Annotated in this window: 14 protein-coding genes and 1 pseudogene; 13 read left to right on the forward strand and 2 right to left on the reverse strand. The window is 46.5% G+C overall.

The window, feature by feature from the left end; genetic code table 11:
• The 5 genes and pseudogenes from D1Z90_RS21365 to D1Z90_RS16945 form a co-directional block, all read left to right on the forward strand.
• Positions 1 to 509: pseudogene (locus D1Z90_RS21365) on the forward strand (hypothetical protein); the annotation flags it as partial.
• 22 nt (positions 510 to 531) lie between these two features.
• Complete coding sequence (locus D1Z90_RS16930) at positions 532 to 816, forward strand: type VI secretion system PAAR protein (RefSeq protein WP_119911702.1); 285 nt, start codon at positions 532 to 534, stop codon at positions 814 to 816.
• Between the two features lie 38 nt (positions 817 to 854).
• Positions 855 to 1,835, forward strand: coding sequence for a hypothetical protein (locus tag D1Z90_RS16935; RefSeq protein ID WP_119911979.1), 981 nt, complete (start codon positions 855 to 857; stop codon positions 1,833 to 1,835).
• A gap of 250 nt (positions 1,836 to 2,085) precedes the next feature.
• Entirely contained in the window at positions 2,086 to 2,658 is a 573-nt protein-coding gene (gene efpL / locus D1Z90_RS16940; RefSeq protein WP_119911980.1) for an elongation factor P-like protein EfpL, read from the forward strand.
• A 126-nt stretch (positions 2,659 to 2,784) separates the two neighbouring features.
• Positions 2,785 to 3,291, forward strand: a complete 507-nt coding sequence (locus tag D1Z90_RS16945; RefSeq protein WP_119911981.1) for a GNAT family N-acetyltransferase — start codon at positions 2,785 to 2,787, stop codon at positions 3,289 to 3,291.
• A gap of 143 nt (positions 3,292 to 3,434) precedes the next feature.
• Here D1Z90_RS16945 and D1Z90_RS16950 read toward each other — a convergent pair whose 3' ends face one another.
• Entirely contained in the window at positions 3,435 to 4,691 is a 1,257-nt protein-coding gene (locus D1Z90_RS16950) for a Y-family DNA polymerase (RefSeq protein ID WP_119911982.1), read from the reverse strand.
• A 66-nt stretch (positions 4,692 to 4,757) separates the two neighbouring features.
• Positions 4,758 to 5,162, reverse strand: a complete 405-nt coding sequence (locus tag D1Z90_RS16955) for a LexA family protein (RefSeq protein ID WP_119911983.1) — start codon at positions 5,160 to 5,162, stop codon at positions 4,758 to 4,760.
• A 155-nt stretch (positions 5,163 to 5,317) separates the two neighbouring features.
• Between D1Z90_RS16955 and D1Z90_RS16960 the strand changes: the two genes are divergently transcribed.
• The 8 genes from D1Z90_RS16960 (at position 5,318) to pheT (ending at position 16,934) form a co-directional block, all read left to right on the forward strand.
• Complete coding sequence (locus D1Z90_RS16960) at positions 5,318 to 7,012, forward strand: flagellar assembly protein A (protein ID WP_119911984.1); 1,695 nt, start codon at positions 5,318 to 5,320, stop codon at positions 7,010 to 7,012.
• Between the two features lie 160 nt (positions 7,013 to 7,172).
• Positions 7,173 to 9,098, forward strand: a complete 1,926-nt coding sequence (gene thrS / locus D1Z90_RS16965) for a threonine--tRNA ligase (RefSeq protein ID WP_119911985.1) — start codon at positions 7,173 to 7,175, stop codon at positions 9,096 to 9,098.
• 3 nt (positions 9,099 to 9,101) lie between these two features.
• Positions 9,102 to 9,644 (forward strand): translation initiation factor IF-3, encoded by a 543-nt coding sequence (gene infC / locus D1Z90_RS16970; RefSeq protein ID WP_119911986.1) that lies wholly within the window; start codon positions 9,102 to 9,104, stop codon positions 9,642 to 9,644.
• Positions 9,645 to 9,743: 99 nt separating this feature from the next.
• Positions 9,744 to 9,941, forward strand: a complete 198-nt coding sequence (gene rpmI / locus D1Z90_RS16975) for a 50S ribosomal protein L35 (protein ID WP_119911987.1) — start codon at positions 9,744 to 9,746, stop codon at positions 9,939 to 9,941.
• A gap of 14 nt (positions 9,942 to 9,955) precedes the next feature.
• Positions 9,956 to 10,315, forward strand: coding sequence for a 50S ribosomal protein L20 (gene rplT, locus D1Z90_RS16980; RefSeq protein WP_119911988.1), 360 nt, complete (start codon positions 9,956 to 9,958; stop codon positions 10,313 to 10,315).
• Positions 10,316 to 10,443: 128 nt separating this feature from the next.
• Positions 10,444 to 13,353: an EAL domain-containing protein gene (locus tag D1Z90_RS16985; protein WP_119911989.1), complete on the forward strand. Its 2,910-nt coding sequence runs from the start codon at positions 10,444 to 10,446 to the stop codon at positions 13,351 to 13,353.
• A 197-nt stretch (positions 13,354 to 13,550) separates the two neighbouring features.
• Positions 13,551 to 14,531, forward strand: coding sequence for a phenylalanine--tRNA ligase subunit alpha (gene pheS, locus D1Z90_RS16990; RefSeq protein ID WP_119911990.1), 981 nt, complete (start codon positions 13,551 to 13,553; stop codon positions 14,529 to 14,531).
• Positions 14,532 to 14,546: 15 nt separating this feature from the next.
• Positions 14,547 to 16,934 carry a phenylalanine--tRNA ligase subunit beta gene (gene pheT / locus D1Z90_RS16995; RefSeq protein WP_119911991.1) on the forward strand — a complete coding sequence of 796 codons (2,388 nt, stop codon included), beginning with the start codon at positions 14,547 to 14,549 and terminating at the stop codon, positions 16,932 to 16,934.
• The last annotated feature ends 1 nt before the right edge of the window (position 16,935 follow it).

The following is a 16,935-nucleotide window of genomic DNA, read 5'->3' on the forward strand; positions in this document are numbered from 1 at the left end:
TCGTGGAGCGTGCGCCCATGACCAATGGCATGTGCCATTTTAACTTGGTGATGCAACACAGATTAAACGCCAAGGTGTCACTCTTAGTATTTCAAGGCGGCGCGAACGTGGATGAATGTCGCCGGGCATGGGAAATGTTATTGCGTTTTATGGATATCGAAGAGCCTTTGCCGAACGTGCCAGACTTAGCCCCCTTTCGCCATCTAGACCCCACAACGGCTGCGTATGACAAGCAGTATCAAGACCTCACCCAGTTAGACTATTGGTATGACTTGTACAACAGTAGCTACTTTTCTCACTGGAAAAACTTTCTACATGATGTGCATGCTCGAGACAAAGATTGTGACTTGGTATTGCTAGAAGAAGCGCACCGAAAGATTTCCAGTGGCGCAATGTACCCAAAGCCGCCCCACATTCCGCTGGCAGTATATCAGCAATGGCAAGCGGAAGGCCGATTTGAGATAAGCACCAAAATATTACTGGATATTGGCGAGTTACCGCCCGAGTAAATCTTCTAATAAAGGAAAAAACATGGGAAACGCAGCAAAACTCGGTGATATCGGCACCGCTCACGATGGCTTTCCGCCTACACCGATTACCGCTGGCTCTGGCACGGTAAAAGTAGACGGTATTCCACTGGCGCGAAAAGGTGACCCCTTGGCGCCTCACTCAAAACCTAAACACCCGCCACACGGTCGCAGTATATCGGGTGGCTCAGGTACCGTATTTGCCGACGGTAAACCGGTCGCAAAAACCGGCGATGCGGTCAGCTGTGGCGGTGTCGTCATCGGCGGCGGCACGGTGAACGTAGGATAGATGCTAAGGCTAGATGCATTCAGTCCTGATAAAACCACATGTTAAACAAAATACTCAAATACGGCCCAGATGCTTACCGCGCCAAACAAGCCCAAGATTTAGCGGCAGAAAAGCCGTTGTTTGGCGGTGTGCTAAAACAAAAACAGCAAACGCTGAATTTATCTGCCCCTAGCCGCTGGTTTGACCACCGTTTTTTTGATAAAGCCACGCCCAAATTTACCGCGCAATTTGCCAAGCCTGAATACCAAAGCGCAGCCCTGCGGTTTGACGCGGAAATGCTACGCATACCCCATTATATCAATGGCGGTGGCGGCATGAATGCTCTGATATTAACCCTATGGGCATTTGGTTGGGGAGCAAAATATGCGCTTTTCCCATTTATTACTTTGGTATGTTTTTTAATTGCTTATTTGGATATCAAAGCTGGCGATGATGTTACTTATATACAGGCCTATTTTAATGCCCTTATTTTTTCTCATTCAATTATTACTCTCCCCTGCTTTATCATGGGGCAAATAGCCAAACTCTACCAATACTATCAAGCCAAAAAAGACCCGGTGATTGCCAAGCGCCACTTTGAGCTGAATCGCCAAACCGGCCAAGTCATTTTTTACCACGAAGAAACCGAGGCCGTGGAAGCCAGCTTACCCTTTCGTGAGTTTGTGGCAGAAATTCACCCTAAATTAAGCCACCAAGGCATTGTGGTGCGTAATGAAGTCTACATTCGTCACTATAAATCAACATGGTATGAGTTTAACGCTGCCCAATTGGGGAACGACCGCACGCTATCGGACGCTTACGCCCTGTGGAACTTTATTCAGTGCTACATGGACACCAGTCAAGCTTTACCGGATATTCCGCAACTTGAAATCTGGCGTAAAATCGACCCTGCCAGCATTGCCGCCGACCAAGCCAGCGGCCGCCAAGAAGATTATTGGCAGCAATACAATAAATGGCAGCTATTTAAAAAGAAGTGGCACCAGAGTGCATTTAACCAAGCTGAAACGGGCGTCGTATGAACATTTTTTAGGAGACTGGCTTGCCGAGCCATTAGAGGCTGGCTTATGTCTGAGTTTCTTATCTTTTTATGCCTTCTTTTTACTCGGGGGTACCTGTGCCCTTTGTCGTGGTGAGATAAGCCAATCGACTGAAAATGCCATTTGAAGTCATCTAACCGTGAAAATCTTGCTAAAACTGTCACAAATAAATACCCACAAAGCCATTTCGTGATTAATATAGCGCTAAATTTATATTTTTGGAGTTGCTAAGATGCCTAAGGCAAGTGAAATTAAAAAGAACACCGCGATTGAGTTTAATGGCGATACCTACATCGTACGTGACATTGAACGCTCTGTGCCACAAGGCCGTGCAGGTGGCAGTATCTATCGTATGCGCATGTACAGCGTGGGTACTAACCACAAGGTAGATCAATCGTTCAAAGATTCAGAAATGCTTACGTTGGCAGATTTAACGCGTCGTCCAGTAACCTTCTCATACTCAGACGGTGACGAGTATGTGTTTATGGACAATGACGATTACACGCCTTACAGCTTTGATAAAGCAGCCATTGAAGAAGAGCTATTGTTCATCAATGAAGACACGACTGGCGTGCAAGCTATCATGGTGAACGACGCGCCGGTAGCCATTGACCTGCCAAGCAGTGTCGAGCTGGTGATCACCGAAACTGAGCCATCACTGAAAGGCGGCTCGGCAACGGCGCGCACTAAACCTGCCACTTTATCAACGGGCTTGGTTGTGCAAGTGCCTGAGCATATTGCCCAAGGCGACAAGATCAAAATCAACGTGGAAGAGCGTAAGTTCACCAGCCGCGCGGATAAATAATCTTACGTAAAGCAGCTTTAAGTTGCTTCAATGATGGTGAGCGTTTGTTGTTTGCCATCATTTCCTTTCTTTTCTAGCCTGTTATGCTGTTGTTTTTAGCCTATGCCCAACAAGGTTGTCAGCATAATGAGTGAAACCCAGATCTACTTTCTTGAAATGACCGAGCCGGAGCAGCTGCAAGCCAGTTTGCCGTGCCAAGGTTTGTCTGTTATTGAAGCGCAAATTGACCAGTGGCGATTTAATCAGTTTTTATACCAACTGGTGGGTCATGCTTGGCAATGGACCGACAAGCTTGATTGGTCGCAGCAGCAGTGGCAAGACTATGTGCAAGACTCAGATTTGCGCACTTGGGCGGCTTATTATCAAGGCAGTATCGCGGGCTATTTTGAGCTGCACTTTGCCGCCAATGGTGACACTGAGATTAAGTATTTTGGCTTAGCGCCGGAGTTTATTGGTCGAGGTATGGGCGGCTATCTTTTGTCTCAAGCCCTTACTCAGGCGTGGCAGGTAGCGACCACCCGGCGGGTGTGGGTGCACACCTGCTCACTGGATCACCCCAGCGCATTGGCCAATTATCAAGCGAGAGGCTTCCACTTGTATCAAACCTTACCCGAATCTGAAGCCGGCTTATAACGTGAGGCGGACGATGTTACTGCTGATGAGTGGCCATGATTGGATTTCCAAAGAGGGCATTTTTGGCCGCGCTTTGCATGCTTGGTTTTGATGATTTTAGCAATGGCTAGGCAATACTGCATGGTCGCAGTAACGGTTCGCCGTTAACATTTTATGTGTGGCAGGTCGCGCCAGCGCGTGGTGTATTGGGGGGTTAGCAGTTGTCTGCGCATGGCCCATTTTTGTTCTATGCCTTGGGCGGCCACAAACAGGGTGTCAGTCCCGTATTTTTGGTTAATGGTGTCTAAGGTTTGCATTAATTCGGGGTTACCAGCAGGCTCGCTAAGCCAGTCCAATTGCTGCTGGGTGGTACTGGATAAGTCCAATAATCCTACGCCCACTTTGTAATATTGCACGCCATCTTGATAGAGCTGATGGCTTAACTGGCGAGTCGCGCTAATGATCACTTGAGTGTCATTACAGGGCTGGCTAAAACGCAATAAACGTTTAAAGCTCACTGGGTGTTCATCGTAAGCGGAGTTACTGGCAAAACACATTAATAGTTGGCAAGCTGAATGCTGCTGGCGGGCTTTGTAGGCAGCAATGCTGGCGTGTTTACTCAAGGCTTGTTGCAGTGAGGTTTTATCTGTGATCCGTTGCCCCATGCTGCGGGTTGAGAATATTTGCTGTTTGTCGGCGCGATTGCTTTGCCAAGCAATACAGGGCTGGCCATTTAATTCGCGAATACAACGCTCCACTTCTACGCTAAATTGGCGTTTGGCTAATGCTGGGGCGTAGTCGGCTAACGCCAACGCGTTGTGAATATTGAGAAGTTTAAGTTTGGCGGCCAATCGCCGGCCGATGCCCCAAACGTCTTCTACTGCCATATGACTTAATACGTGTCGATACGCTGAGGCTTGCTCAAGCACGCACACGCCTTGGTATTGTGGCTGTTTCTTGGCGGCATGGTTGGCCGCTTTTGCAAGCGTTAGTGTGGGCGCGATACCCACACATACTGGCAAACGACAAGTTTGCCATACGGTGCGGCGCAGCTGCTGGCCGTGTAAGTTGAAATCACGAATGGCGTGACCGCAGTGGTGTAGACGTAAGAAGCATTCATCAATGCTGTAAATGTGTTGTTCAGGCGCAAATTGACCAATAACTTGCATCATTTTGGCTGACAAATCGGCATACAATTCATAGTTGGAAGAGCACGCGATAATGCCCAGCTGTTGGCATTGCTGTTGAATCTTGAAAAAGGGTTGAAATTTAGGCACGCCTAGGGCTTTAGCTTGCCGGTTTGCTGCGACTATCATGCCGTCGTTATTCGACAAAACAATCACTGGGCGGCCGCGCCATTGGGGCCGAAAAACCTGCTCTGCGCTGCAATAAAAGCTGTTGGCATCGACTAACGCATACATGGTGGATTGATTCCCGTTGGTAAGTGGGTATAGGTAAGGGAGTGAACGCGCAATTGTGTTAATGCGTTAGCTGACTAATAAGTGGCTGGGGTAGTGGCACCGAATCGATCGGATCACTACGCCTTCAAGGGTAAAAGTATCGGCTTCTTGTAATTGCACAGGCGGCCAAGCATCATTAGCTGACAGCAAACGCCGCCCTTTGCAATCGAGTAACTTACACACAAACTCACCGTTAAAATTGGCCACGATCACATCCCCTTGTTGGGCTTTAATGTGACGGTCCACAATTAGGATATCACCACTGAAGATCCCCACACCTTGCATTGACTCGCCATACGCACGACCAATGAAGGTAGCATTGGGATGCTCGATTAATAACTCATCTAAACTAAGGGTTAACTGGGTGTACTCTTGCGCAGGAGACTCAAAGCCAATAATGCCTGCACTAGCAGCAATAGGTATCACTTTCATAATATCGAATACTGTATAAATAAACAGTATTATGTGGCGATTTACAGTAAAAGTCAAAAGATAGACATATCTCCTGATTTGACCGGGTAGTTTTAGTTTGATCTACTTGTTAGTTATGAGATATTAGTGATTACGTCGTCATACTAGGAGCTGTAATGTTAAGCCAAAGCAGTTTTTTACTGGATAAGAATAATAGAGACTTGTTTTTACAGGCGGCAGACCTTGATGGCGAGGCCAATACTCAGCAAGTGCGCACATTATTGGCTGAAACTGAATTTAAACGTTTTAAGTTGAGCCAAGTGGGTTTGGCTGAGGTTGAAAAGCTGATTGCCAGTATCAAAGCCGCGGTAACGGCAGCGACTGAAGCAGGCACAGTGAACGCTGATACGAGTACGCCAGAGGCGAACAATATTCTTATTGCTCAGCGGGTTGATGCGACCTTGGCGATTGCTATCAGTGACGACAAAATGGTGGCCCACGCCACGTTGACTGCGTCGTGGGCTGGTAAAAGCGTTACCGAAGAAGCGGTAAGCGCGGCACTAGAAGAAACCGGCGTAGTACAAGGCATTATCTCGAAAAACATTCAAGCTTTGGTGCAAACCGGTCGCAACAGTGCTCCGGGGCAAGCGTTAAAGGTACCAGTGGCAAAGGGTAAACCGGCCGAGAATGGTAAAGATACACGTTTTGAGCGTTTGGTAGAAACCATGCGTGAACGAGTATTAAAGCCGAAAGAGCTTGAGGGCGGCAAGGTAGACATGCGCGATTTAGGGGATATTGTTACCGTGTCTGCGGGCAAACCCATAATGCGTAAACACGATCGCACCTTAGGCCATGATGGTTTCACGGTGACGGGCGAAGTGCTTGAGCATACCGAAGGTGAAGAGCTGGAATTTGACGCCGGTAAAAATACCCAAATCAGTCCTAAAAATGCGCACTATTTAGTGGCAACCGCCACCGGCATGCCCATAGAGATTGAGCGGGGCATGATAGTCGACGATGTGCTGGTGATAAAAAATGTTGACGTGAAATACGGCAACGTCAACTTTGATGGCAGCTTGATCATTGAAGGCGATATTTGTGAAGGCATGAAGGTGGAAGCCACTGGTGATATTTCTGTCGCCGGTTTAATAGAGTCTGCTGAGGTAAAAGCGGGCGGCAATATTCATGTAGCAAAAGGCATTATTGGTCATCAGAGTGAAGATGAAGATCATCACTATAGCTGCGAGTTGTATGCAGGTGGCAAAATTGACGGCGTCTTTGCTCAATATACCCAAATGGAAGCCAACGACGATATCCACTTTACTAGCCAGTTGAACCACTGTGACGTGACGTGCTACGGCCGAGTCAGCGTGATGGACGAGCCGCAACGACGCGGTTTAATACTCGGTGGCCATATCCGTGCCCGCCAAGGCGTGCATTGCGTGAATATTGGTGCAGAAGCTGGAACCCGTACCGAGGTTGAATTTATCGGTGAGCTAGAAGCAAAACAACTAGAGCTAAAAGTCCTGCAACAAGATATTGATAAAAGCCATGACAAGCTGAGTGAAATCATCGCGGTAAAGCTGAAATTAAAAGTCATGCCAGAGGGGGAGAAAAAGCAAGGTATCGTGCAGCGCCTGGCCCTTAATGAGCGTCACGAACAAGAAAAAATCAAAGCCGATGAGCAGTTAATCGTAAAAGTGGAAGAGGAAATAAAAGCCTACCTTGCGGAAGCGAAATTAGTGGCGAAACAAGTTATTTACTCGGGTGTGAAAGTGAATTTGGCACAGGCGCAAATGATCACGCAACACCGCCAGCAAAACAGCGAAATAAAAATGCAAGAGGGTGAGCTAATCTGCCACGCCAATTAATTTTACCCAGTCCTATACACGCAAGGGATTTCCTTGCGTGTGGCGTTGATTTGATGGCCAATTTTGACTAATATTCCCTGCTCATTCACTTTCGACCTGTCGAAAGTTTTTTTTCAAGTGGCGCTTGGTATGCGTCACCACTGTGACTTAAGGAAAAACCATGCCTTTAATTACACTTCCTGATGGCAGCCAACGCCAATTCGATAACACTACAAGCGTAATGGAGATTGCCAAGGACATCGGTCCTGGTCTAGCCAAAGCCTGTATTGCCGGTCGCGTTGACGGCGTATTGGTTGATGCGTGTGATCCCATTGATAAGGATGTCAATGTTTCTATCATCACTGCGAAAGATGAAGAAGGCCTTGAAATTATTCGCCATTCTTGTGCGCACTTAATTGGTCATGCTATTAAGCAACTATGGCCAAACACCAAGATGGCCATCGGTCCTACTATCGACAACGGTTTTTACTACGACGTTGAAATGGAAGAGCCGTTATCTGAAGATGATCTTGCCAAGCTTGAAAAGCGCATGCTTGAGTTGGCAAAAACCAACTATGACGTTGTGAAAAAGAAAGTCAGCCTTGAAGAAGCCGCTGAAGTATTCAAAAGCCGCGGTGAGAGCTACAAGCTTGAAATCATTGAAGGCATTGAAGCGGGCGCTCGCCCTGGCTTATATCATCATGAAGAATACGTTGACATGTGTCGTGGCCCACACGTGCCAAACATGAAATTTTGTCACCACTTTAAACTGATGAAAGTGGCCGGTGCTTACTGGCGTGGTGATTCAAACAACAAGATGTTACAGCGCATTTACGGCACTGCTTGGGCTGACAAAAAGCAGCTTAAGGGTTACTTAAAACGTTTAGAAGAAGCGGCCAAGCGTGATCACCGTAAAATTGGTAAGCAACTTGACCTTTACCACATGCAAGAAGAAGCGCCGGGTATGGTGTTCTGGCATGACGCGGGTTGGACAATATTCCGTGAGCTAGAAAGCTTTGTACGTGAAAAACTAGTGGAATACGATTACCAAGAAGTGAAAGGTCCACAAATTCTGGACAAATCGTTATGGGAAAAATCGGGTCACTGGGACAAGTACGCTGACGGTATGTTCTGTACTTGCAGCGAAAACCGTGAATACGCGATTAAGCCGATGAACTGTCCAGGTCACGTGCAAATCTTTAACCAAGGTTTGAAATCGTACCGCGACTTACCGCTGCGTATGGCCGAGTTTGGCTCTTGTCACCGTAATGAGCCGTCTGGTTCACTGCACGGCTTGATGCGTGTACGTGGTTTCACGCAAGATGATGCGCATATTTTCTGTACCGAAGATCAAATTCTTGAAGAAGTGTCGAGCTGTATTGACATGGTATTTGAAACCTATAAGACATTCGGTTTCACTGACATTGAAATTAAGCTGTCTACGCGCCCTGAAAAGCGTGTAGGTGAAGACGCAATATGGGACAAAGCCGAGAAGGCGTTGGCAGATGCGTTAGACTCGAAAGACTTAACATTCCAATACTTGCCAGGTGAGGGAGCGTTTTACGGTCCTAAGATTGAATTCACCTTGTATGATTGTCTTGACCGTGCGTGGCAGTGTGGTACGGTTCAGCTTGACTTCTCTATGCCGGGCCGCCTTGGTGCTTCTTACGTAGGTGAAGACAACGAACGTCATGTACCTGTGATGATTCACCGTGCAATTTTAGGCTCATTAGAGCGTTTCATCGGCATTTTAACCGAAGATTACGCAGGATTTTTCCCAACTTGGTTATCACCAGTGCAAGCGGTAGTCATGAATATTACTGACAAACAAGCCGATTTTGCGCAAGAAGTTGTGAAAAAGATGAAAAAAGCGGGCATTAGAGCAAATGCAGACTTGAGAAATGAGAAGATAGGCTTTAAAATCCGCGAGCATACTTTAAAGCGTGTACCTTATATGTTGGTTATCGGCGACAAAGAAGTCGAAGCTGGCGAAGTAGCGGTAAGGACACGAAAGGGCGACGATCTCGGTAAATTCAAAGTCGAAGACTTGATTACCAAATTAACACAAGAGATTGCCGACCGAACTCAAATCAATTCGGAGGAATAAGCTATAAAAGGTGGAAGAAAGCCCCAACAGTCGGGCAACAAGAATCGTATTAACGATGAGATTAAAGGCCTACAAGAAGTTCGTCTAGCGAGTGCTGACGGCGAACCAATCGGTATTGTGTCTTTAGCTGAGGCAATGAACCAAGCAGCGGAAGCGCAACTGGATCTTGTTGAAATCAGTCCTAATGCTGAGCCACCTGTTTGTCGTATCATGGATTACGGCAAATTCCTCTACGAAAAAAGCAAATCCGCTAAGGACCAGCGGAAGAAGCAGAAACAGATCCAAGTGAAGGAAGTTAAATTCCGTCCTGGAACTGATATAGGCGACTATCAGGTAAAACTGCGCAACCTGACTCGCTTTTTAGAAGAGGGCAACAAAGCCAAAATCACGCTACGTTTTCGTGGTCGTGAAATGGCACACCAAGAGCTGGGCATGGACTTACTGAATCGCATTAAAGGCGATTTAGCTGAAATCTCAGTAGTGGAGGCATTCCCGAAAATGGAAGGTCGCCAAATGATCATGGTGCTTGGCCCTAAAAAGAAGTAGTTAAGGCTCATCAAGTAATAATGTAGGCCGGTATATCCGGCCTGTTTTATTCGCCTTGCTGCATATGTAATTGGCTAACTTAACAATGCGGAGTTCGCAATGCCAAAAATGAAGACCAACAAAGGCGCTGCAAAGCGCTTTAAGAAAACTGCTTCTGGCGGTTTCAAATGCAAACAGTCTCACCTTCGTCACATTCTGACTAAGAAGAGCACTAAGCGTAAACGTCATCTACGTGCGAAAAGCATGGTTGCAGCATCTGATGTTGCAGCTGTAAATCGTATGTTGCCATTCGCTTAATCGGAGACTGAAAAATGCCAAGAGTAAAACGCGGTGTAGTAGCTCGCGCTCGCCACAAGAAGATTTTAAAACAAGCTAAAGGTTATTACGGTGCTCGTTCACGTGTTTATCGCGTAGCGGTACAAGCAGTAACTAAAGCTGGTCAATACGCTTACCGTGACCGTCGTCAACGTAAGCGTCAGTTCCGTCAACTATGGATTGCGCGTATTAACGCTGCATCTCGTCAAAACGGTCTGTCTTACAGCCGTTTCATTGACGGTCTGAAGAAAGCGTCTGTTGAAATCGATCGTAAGATCCTTGCAGACATCGCAGTATTCGACAAGAACACATTCAGTGTACTAGTTGAAACTGCTAAAGGCGCACTGGCTAAGTAATTAGCCGATAAAAAGGAGGCTCTGGCCTCCTTTTTTTTTACCTAAAATAAGCTGACATGTGGCTGGCGATGGATATAATCTAGCGCATCGCATTGAGGTAATTAAAAGTAGTATTACTGGGTAAATGGATGTTAAAACCTGTCTCTCGTATCATTTCGCAAGTTAATCAATACTTTATTGGTATCTGTATTTGCTTTCTATTAAGCCTTTCAAGTGCCACCGCGAATAACGTAGAGATCACCCCCGCTTTTCAACAATTTTCCATTGGTCAAGGCGTAAAATATCAGGCCGATAGTGTTAATGCCATTGACATCAAGCAGCTTCTGCTCGGCGAATACCAAGACACTTGGCAAGTGAGCCAACAAGACGTTATCAGCTTTGGCGTGACGTCACACCCTTACTGGTTTAAATTTAACCTCGAAAATCACTCAATCACCGATATTCGTACCTTGCTTGAGTTAGGTTACTCCCTGACCAACTATTTAGACGTGTATATCGTTGAAAACAATCTATTGATGTACCAGTTTGACCTTGGTACCGATCGCCCATTTAGCAATAAACCGTTTCCTAGCCGTGCCTTTGGCGTGCCCATTGAGCTGCCAGCAGGGCGTACTTTTACTGTGTATATCAAGGCGCAAAATAACGGCTTTTTGCAAATGCCGATGACCCTGTGGGAAATGAAATATTACGTCAGTGAGCAACTGTTTAATAAGTTGATGGCCGGCTTGTTAACCGGTATTTTCTTGCTGATGGCATGTTACAGCATGTTTTTGTTTGTGATGATGAAAGAGCTGCGCTTTTTCTTTTACAGCAGTTTTTGTGTGTGTTTTGTCGCGACATTCTGGATCCTAAAAGGCTATGCCGGCATGTTTGTGGGGCAAGGGCTTACCGTGTTGCACGACAACTTATTGATTTTTGCCGTGGGCAGCTTGTGCTTAGTACTGAGCGCTTTTGGGCAAGGCTTACAATTATTAAAAGAAAACCGCATCATCAGCTTGCTCAATAAAAGTCTGATTGGTTCATGCATCGCGCTTATCGTTTCTCCGTTGCTGGTCAGCTACCATTTTGCCTTGTATTTCCTTGGCGTCGTGGTGGCATTTATGGCCATTATTGCCTTGATTGAAGTCATCTATTTCTGGTTGCGTGGCAATAATATTGTACGCTTGTTTGCCAGTTCTTGGTTATTGTTTATTCTTGGCATGGGCTTGTTACTGCTTAACCGTTTTGCGTTTATTCCTCGTAACGATTTTACCGAACAGTTTGTGGCGGCATCTGCATTTTTAGGGTTAATATTTTTAGCGTTGGGCATTGCTTATCGCACCTCCCAAGAAAAGCAAGAAAAACAAGACGCCCAAGAGCGCGCTGAAGTCAGCAATGAACGTTACTTTGATATCTTCCAAAATGCGCCAGAGGGTTTATTTACCAGTACGCTGTCAGGGGAAGTTTTGTCTGCCAATGAAGCCTTGTGTCTCAGCTTTGGTTTCACCAACTTTGAAGACATGCGCCTGATGTATGGCGGCGACATGGCACGCTTTTATCACGCCGAAAACAGCCGTGAAGACTTGATCGCAGAGATGCTGGAAACCGGCGCCGTCACCAATAAAGAAATTAAGGTAGTCCGTGCTGACGGCAGTATCTTCTGGGCTTTGTTAAACCTGCGTTTATCCCACTTCTATCATGATGAAGACAGGATCATTGACGGCTCTATTGTCGACATTTCTGAGCGTAAAAAACAAGAGTTAAAACTGCGATACATGGCCCAGCACGATCAGTTAACTGGCCTGTATAACCGCCGCAAGTTCGAAGATTGCGTGACGCAGGTCATTGAGCTTGAGGAAAAAGGACACGGCCAGAATATTATTTTCTACTTGGACTTAGACCAGTTCAAGGTTGTCAATGATACTTGCGGTCACACCGCAGGTGATAAGTTATTACAATCTTTGTCTAAGTTATTAGTGGCAGAGATCCCCAATAATCAAATATTGGCCCGCTTGGGCGGCGATGAATTTGGCATTATGCTCAGCAATGCTTATGTGAATGAAGCCATTGAGTTGGCAGAGAAACTGCGCCAAGTGGTACAGGATTTCCGCTTTGTGTGGGGCGAACAAGTATTTAGCTTAGGCATTAGCATAGGTATCGTGGCCATTGAGTCCAATATGAAAACCTTTGCCGAAGTATTGAGCTTAGCCGATACCGCCTGTTTTACCGCCAAAGAGCAAGGCCGAAATAGGATCTATTTTTACTCGGAAGCTAACGCGCTGCTGAGCAAGTATCAAAATGAAATGAGCTGGGTCGCCAAGCTGAATGACGCTTTGGCGCAAAACCATTTTGAATTGGCGTGCCAGACCATTAAGCCGATTACCAGTAATGACGACGGCGAGCACTTTGAAGTGTTACTGCGTTTACGTGACGAAGAAGGTGAGCTGATCTCACCGACCGAATTTTTACCTGCAGCAGAAACCTACAACTTAATCACTCAGGTGGATAAGTGGGTGGTTGAACACTTCTTTGCTTGGCTGGCGGCAAACCCTAAAAGTTATCAGCGGGTGGCAAAAGCCAGTATTAACCTGTCGGGCCAGTCGATGACAGACAGGGACGTGAAAAAACACATTCTGGCGTGTTTTGAGCGTTACCACATTAATCCGCAAATCATCTGTTTTGAAGTCACGGAAGGTCAAGCCATTCGCGATTTAGACCGTACCCTCGACTTTATGAATACTTTCCGTGAGTTAGGTTGCCAATTTGCTTTGGATGACTTTGGCGCCGGTTTTTGTTCATATTCATACCTGAAGCGTTTACCCATCGACTATTTGAAATTGGACGGCTCATTTGTTCGCGACATCCTCGACGATGAAACGGATTTTGCCATGGTGAAGTCATTCACCGAGCTGGCTCGCGCTGTTGGGGTGAAAACCATTGCCGAGTTTGTAGAGAGTGAGGCGATCGCGGATAAGCTACTGACGATTGGCGTGGATTACATGCAAGGTTTTGGCATAGAGAAACCCATCTTGTTGAAACAAAAGGATTGGCAGCGGTAACGCGAGACATCAATTTAACCATCAATTTTCAGGTTTCTGGCTAAGATCGAACAGCGGCAGCCTGAGTCCTTGATCTAATAGCCGATTTTTCTTAGATAATGGCGTGCAAAGCCAGATCATTACTGGCTATATGGGCCACTTTTCAGTACTATTTTGCCTTTGAATTATCATAAGCAGCCTAGGGTGAATAGGAACTGATGCAACACCTTGAAGAACTGATTGCAAAGGCTAAAACAGCCATTGATGCAGCAAACGATGCCGCCGAGCTTGACCAAATACGGGTCGAATACTTAGGCAAAAAAGGCGTAATGACCGAGCAAATGAAACAGCTTGGCTCTTTGCCAAAGGAAGAAAAGCCGGCCGCAGGTCAAGCCATTAACCAAGCCAAACAAGCGATTCAAAAGCACTTGGGTGAGCGTAAACAAGTGATGGAACTTGCTGCGTTGAACCAACAATTGGCCGCAGAAAAAATCGACGTGACGCTTCCGGGGCGCAATAACTTACCGGGCGGCATTCACCCAGTAACGCGTACCATCGAGCGTATCACTGAGTTTTTCGGTGAGCTTGGTTTTGAAGTAAAGTCTGGCCCTGAAGTGGAAGACGACTACCACAACTTTGACGCCTTAAACATTCCTGCTCATCACCCTGCGCGCGCAGATCATGATACTTTCTACTTCAACCCGAAATTGGTGTTGAGAACGCAAACTTCCGGAGTGCAAATTCGCACCATGGAAGTAGAGAAACCGCCGTTTCGTATCATCTCTCCTGGACGCGTTTACCGTAATGATTATGACCAAACGCATACGCCAATGTTCCATCAAGTGGAAGGTTTGTTGGTGGCAGAAAAGGTCAGCTTTACTGAATTAAAAGGCATCTTGCACGATTTCTTAAAGAATTTCTTCGAAGAAGATTTAGAAATTCGCTTCCGTCCTTCTTATTTCCCGTTCACCGAGCCGTCTGCAGAGGTTGACGTATTGGGCAAAAATGGTTGGTTAGAGATTTTAGGCTGTGGCATGGTGCACCCGAATGTATTGAAGTCGGTGGGCATCGACCCAGAAGTCTACTCAGGCTTTGCTTTTGGTATTGGCGTTGAGCGCTTAACCATGTTGCGTTATGGCGTGAACGACCTGCGTTCATTCTTTGAGAATGACCTACGTTTCCTGAAACAGTTTAAATAAGAATAAAGGACAAGCATGAAATTCAGTGAATCCTGGTTAAGAGAGTGGGTCAACCCTAACATTGATACTGCTGCGCTGGCCGAACAAATTACCATGGCCGGCTTAGAAGTTGATGACGTAGAGCCAGTAGCTAAAGACTTTTCTAAAGTGGTTGTGGGCCATGTAGTGGAATGTGGTAAGCACCCAGAAGCCGATAAATTACAAGTCACCAAAATTGATGTTGGCGCCGAAGAATTAATCGACATCGTTTGTGGCGCGGCGAACTGTCGCCAAGGCCTAAAAGTGGCAGTGGCCATGGTGGGCGCGGTATTACCGGGCGATTTTAAAATCAAAAAGGCCAAATTACGTGGTCAACCTTCGTTTGGTATGTTGTGTTCTGAGTCTGAACTTGGCATGGCGGAATCTGCTGATGGCATCATTGAGTTGCCTCAAGACGCGCCAATTGGCAGCGATATCCGTGATTACCTTGCCCTTAATGACGTCACCATTGACGTTGACCTTACGCCAAACCGTGCGGACTGTTTAGGCATTAAAGGTTTAGCCCGTGAAGTTGGTGTATTAAACAACCTTGACGTGACTGAACCAAACATTGTCACTGTGGCGCCAAGTATTAATGACGAGCTCAGCATCGAGCTTATCGACGCAGAAGCGTGTCCAAAATATCTTGGCCGAGTAGTGAAGGGTGTAGATGTGAGCGCATCCACTCCATTGTGGATGGTTGAGAAACTGCGCCGCTGTGGCGTTCGCAGCATCGATGCTGTGGTGGATATTACTAACTACGTTCTATTAGAACTTGGCCATCCCATGCACGCGTTTGATTTATCTAAAATTGCTGGCGGCGTGAAAGTGCGTTTAGCCAAGCAAGATGAACCATTGACGCTACTAGATGGTAACGAAGTTAAATTAAACAGTGATACATTAGTCATCGCAGATGAAGCGAAGGCGTTAGCCATGGCCGGTATTTTCGGTGGTGAAGGCTCAGGTGTAACCAGCGCCACGCAAGACGTATTTCTAGAAAGTGCATTTTTTGCGCCGCTGGCAATTACGGGCCGAGCTCGTGCTTATGGGTTACACACAGATGCCTCGCATCGCTATGAGCGCGGCGTTGACCCTGAATTACAAGCGACAGCAATGGAGCGAGCAACCGCGCTATTGGTCGACATTTGTGGTGGTCAAGCTGGCCCTGTTACTGTGGCGGAAGCGCCGCAGCACCTGCCTCAACCTGCCACTATTTTATTACGCCGCAGTAAGCTTGATAAAATCATTGGCATTCATATTGAAACCGCAACGGTAGATGAGATCCTAGCTCGCCTTGGTTTCAGCGTCGAAAAACAAGCGGACGACTGGTTAGTCACTACGCCAACTTACCGCTTTGATATGGCGATCGAAGAAGATCTGATTGAAGAAGTCGCGCGCGTATTTGGTTATAACAACATCCCTAACGTGGCACCTGTGGGCAGCCTTTCGATGGGGGAGCACCAAGAATCACAATTGCCACTGTCACGTTTACGTAATGTGTTAGTGGACTTGGACTACCAAGAAGCCATTACTTACAGCTTTGTGGATCCTGATAGGCAAGCCCTATTATTCCCACAAGCGGAGGCGTTAATTCTGCCAAACCCTATCTCAAAAGACATGTCGGCGATGCGCGTGAGCTTATGGACAGGTTTGTTAGATGCGGTGTCATACAACTTAAACCGTCAGCAAAACCGTGTACGTTTATTTGAAACGGGGCTGCGCTTTATTCCTGATCAAGATGCAGAAAACGGCGTGCGCCAGCAAGCCATGTTTGCAGGTGTTATCACGGGTAAAGTCAGCGAAGAGCATTGGGACTTAAGCAATCGTAACGTTGATTTCTTTGACCTAAAGGGTGATTTAGAGTCATTGCTGGCGGTCACGGTTGACGTAGATAGTTTCCGTTTTGAAGCCACTGAACACAGTGCGCTGCACCCGGGGCAGTCTGCTGCGATTTATCGTAACGATGAGTATGTAGGCGTGATTGGTGCAATCCACCCGCAGTTTGAGAAAAAATTAGGTTTGAATGGTAGAACCTTAGTTTTTGAACTAGAGTTAGATAAAGTTGTTAGTCGTCAACTACCTGCGGCTAAAACTATATCTAAGTATCCTGCCAACAGCAGAGATATAGCTTTAGTGGTAGATGAAGCCATAGAATCTGGGAAAATTATCAAATTTATCCAAAAAATTGGCGGAAATCAGATAGTTGGCGTAAACTTGTTCGATGTATACCAGGGTCAAGGTGTCGTTGAAGGGTCTAAGAGCCTCGCCATTAATTTGGTACTTCAAGATACCGATCGTACTCTGGAAGATAAAGAGATCGCCGATGCGGTAGACAACATTGTTTCGGCGGTTAAATCAGAGTTCAACGCATCCTTGAGGGATTGAT

The organism is Motilimonas pumila (genome assembly GCF_003596335.1).
GTDB classification, from domain to species: Bacteria; Pseudomonadota; Gammaproteobacteria; order Enterobacterales; family CBDFNC01; genus Motilimonas; species Motilimonas pumila.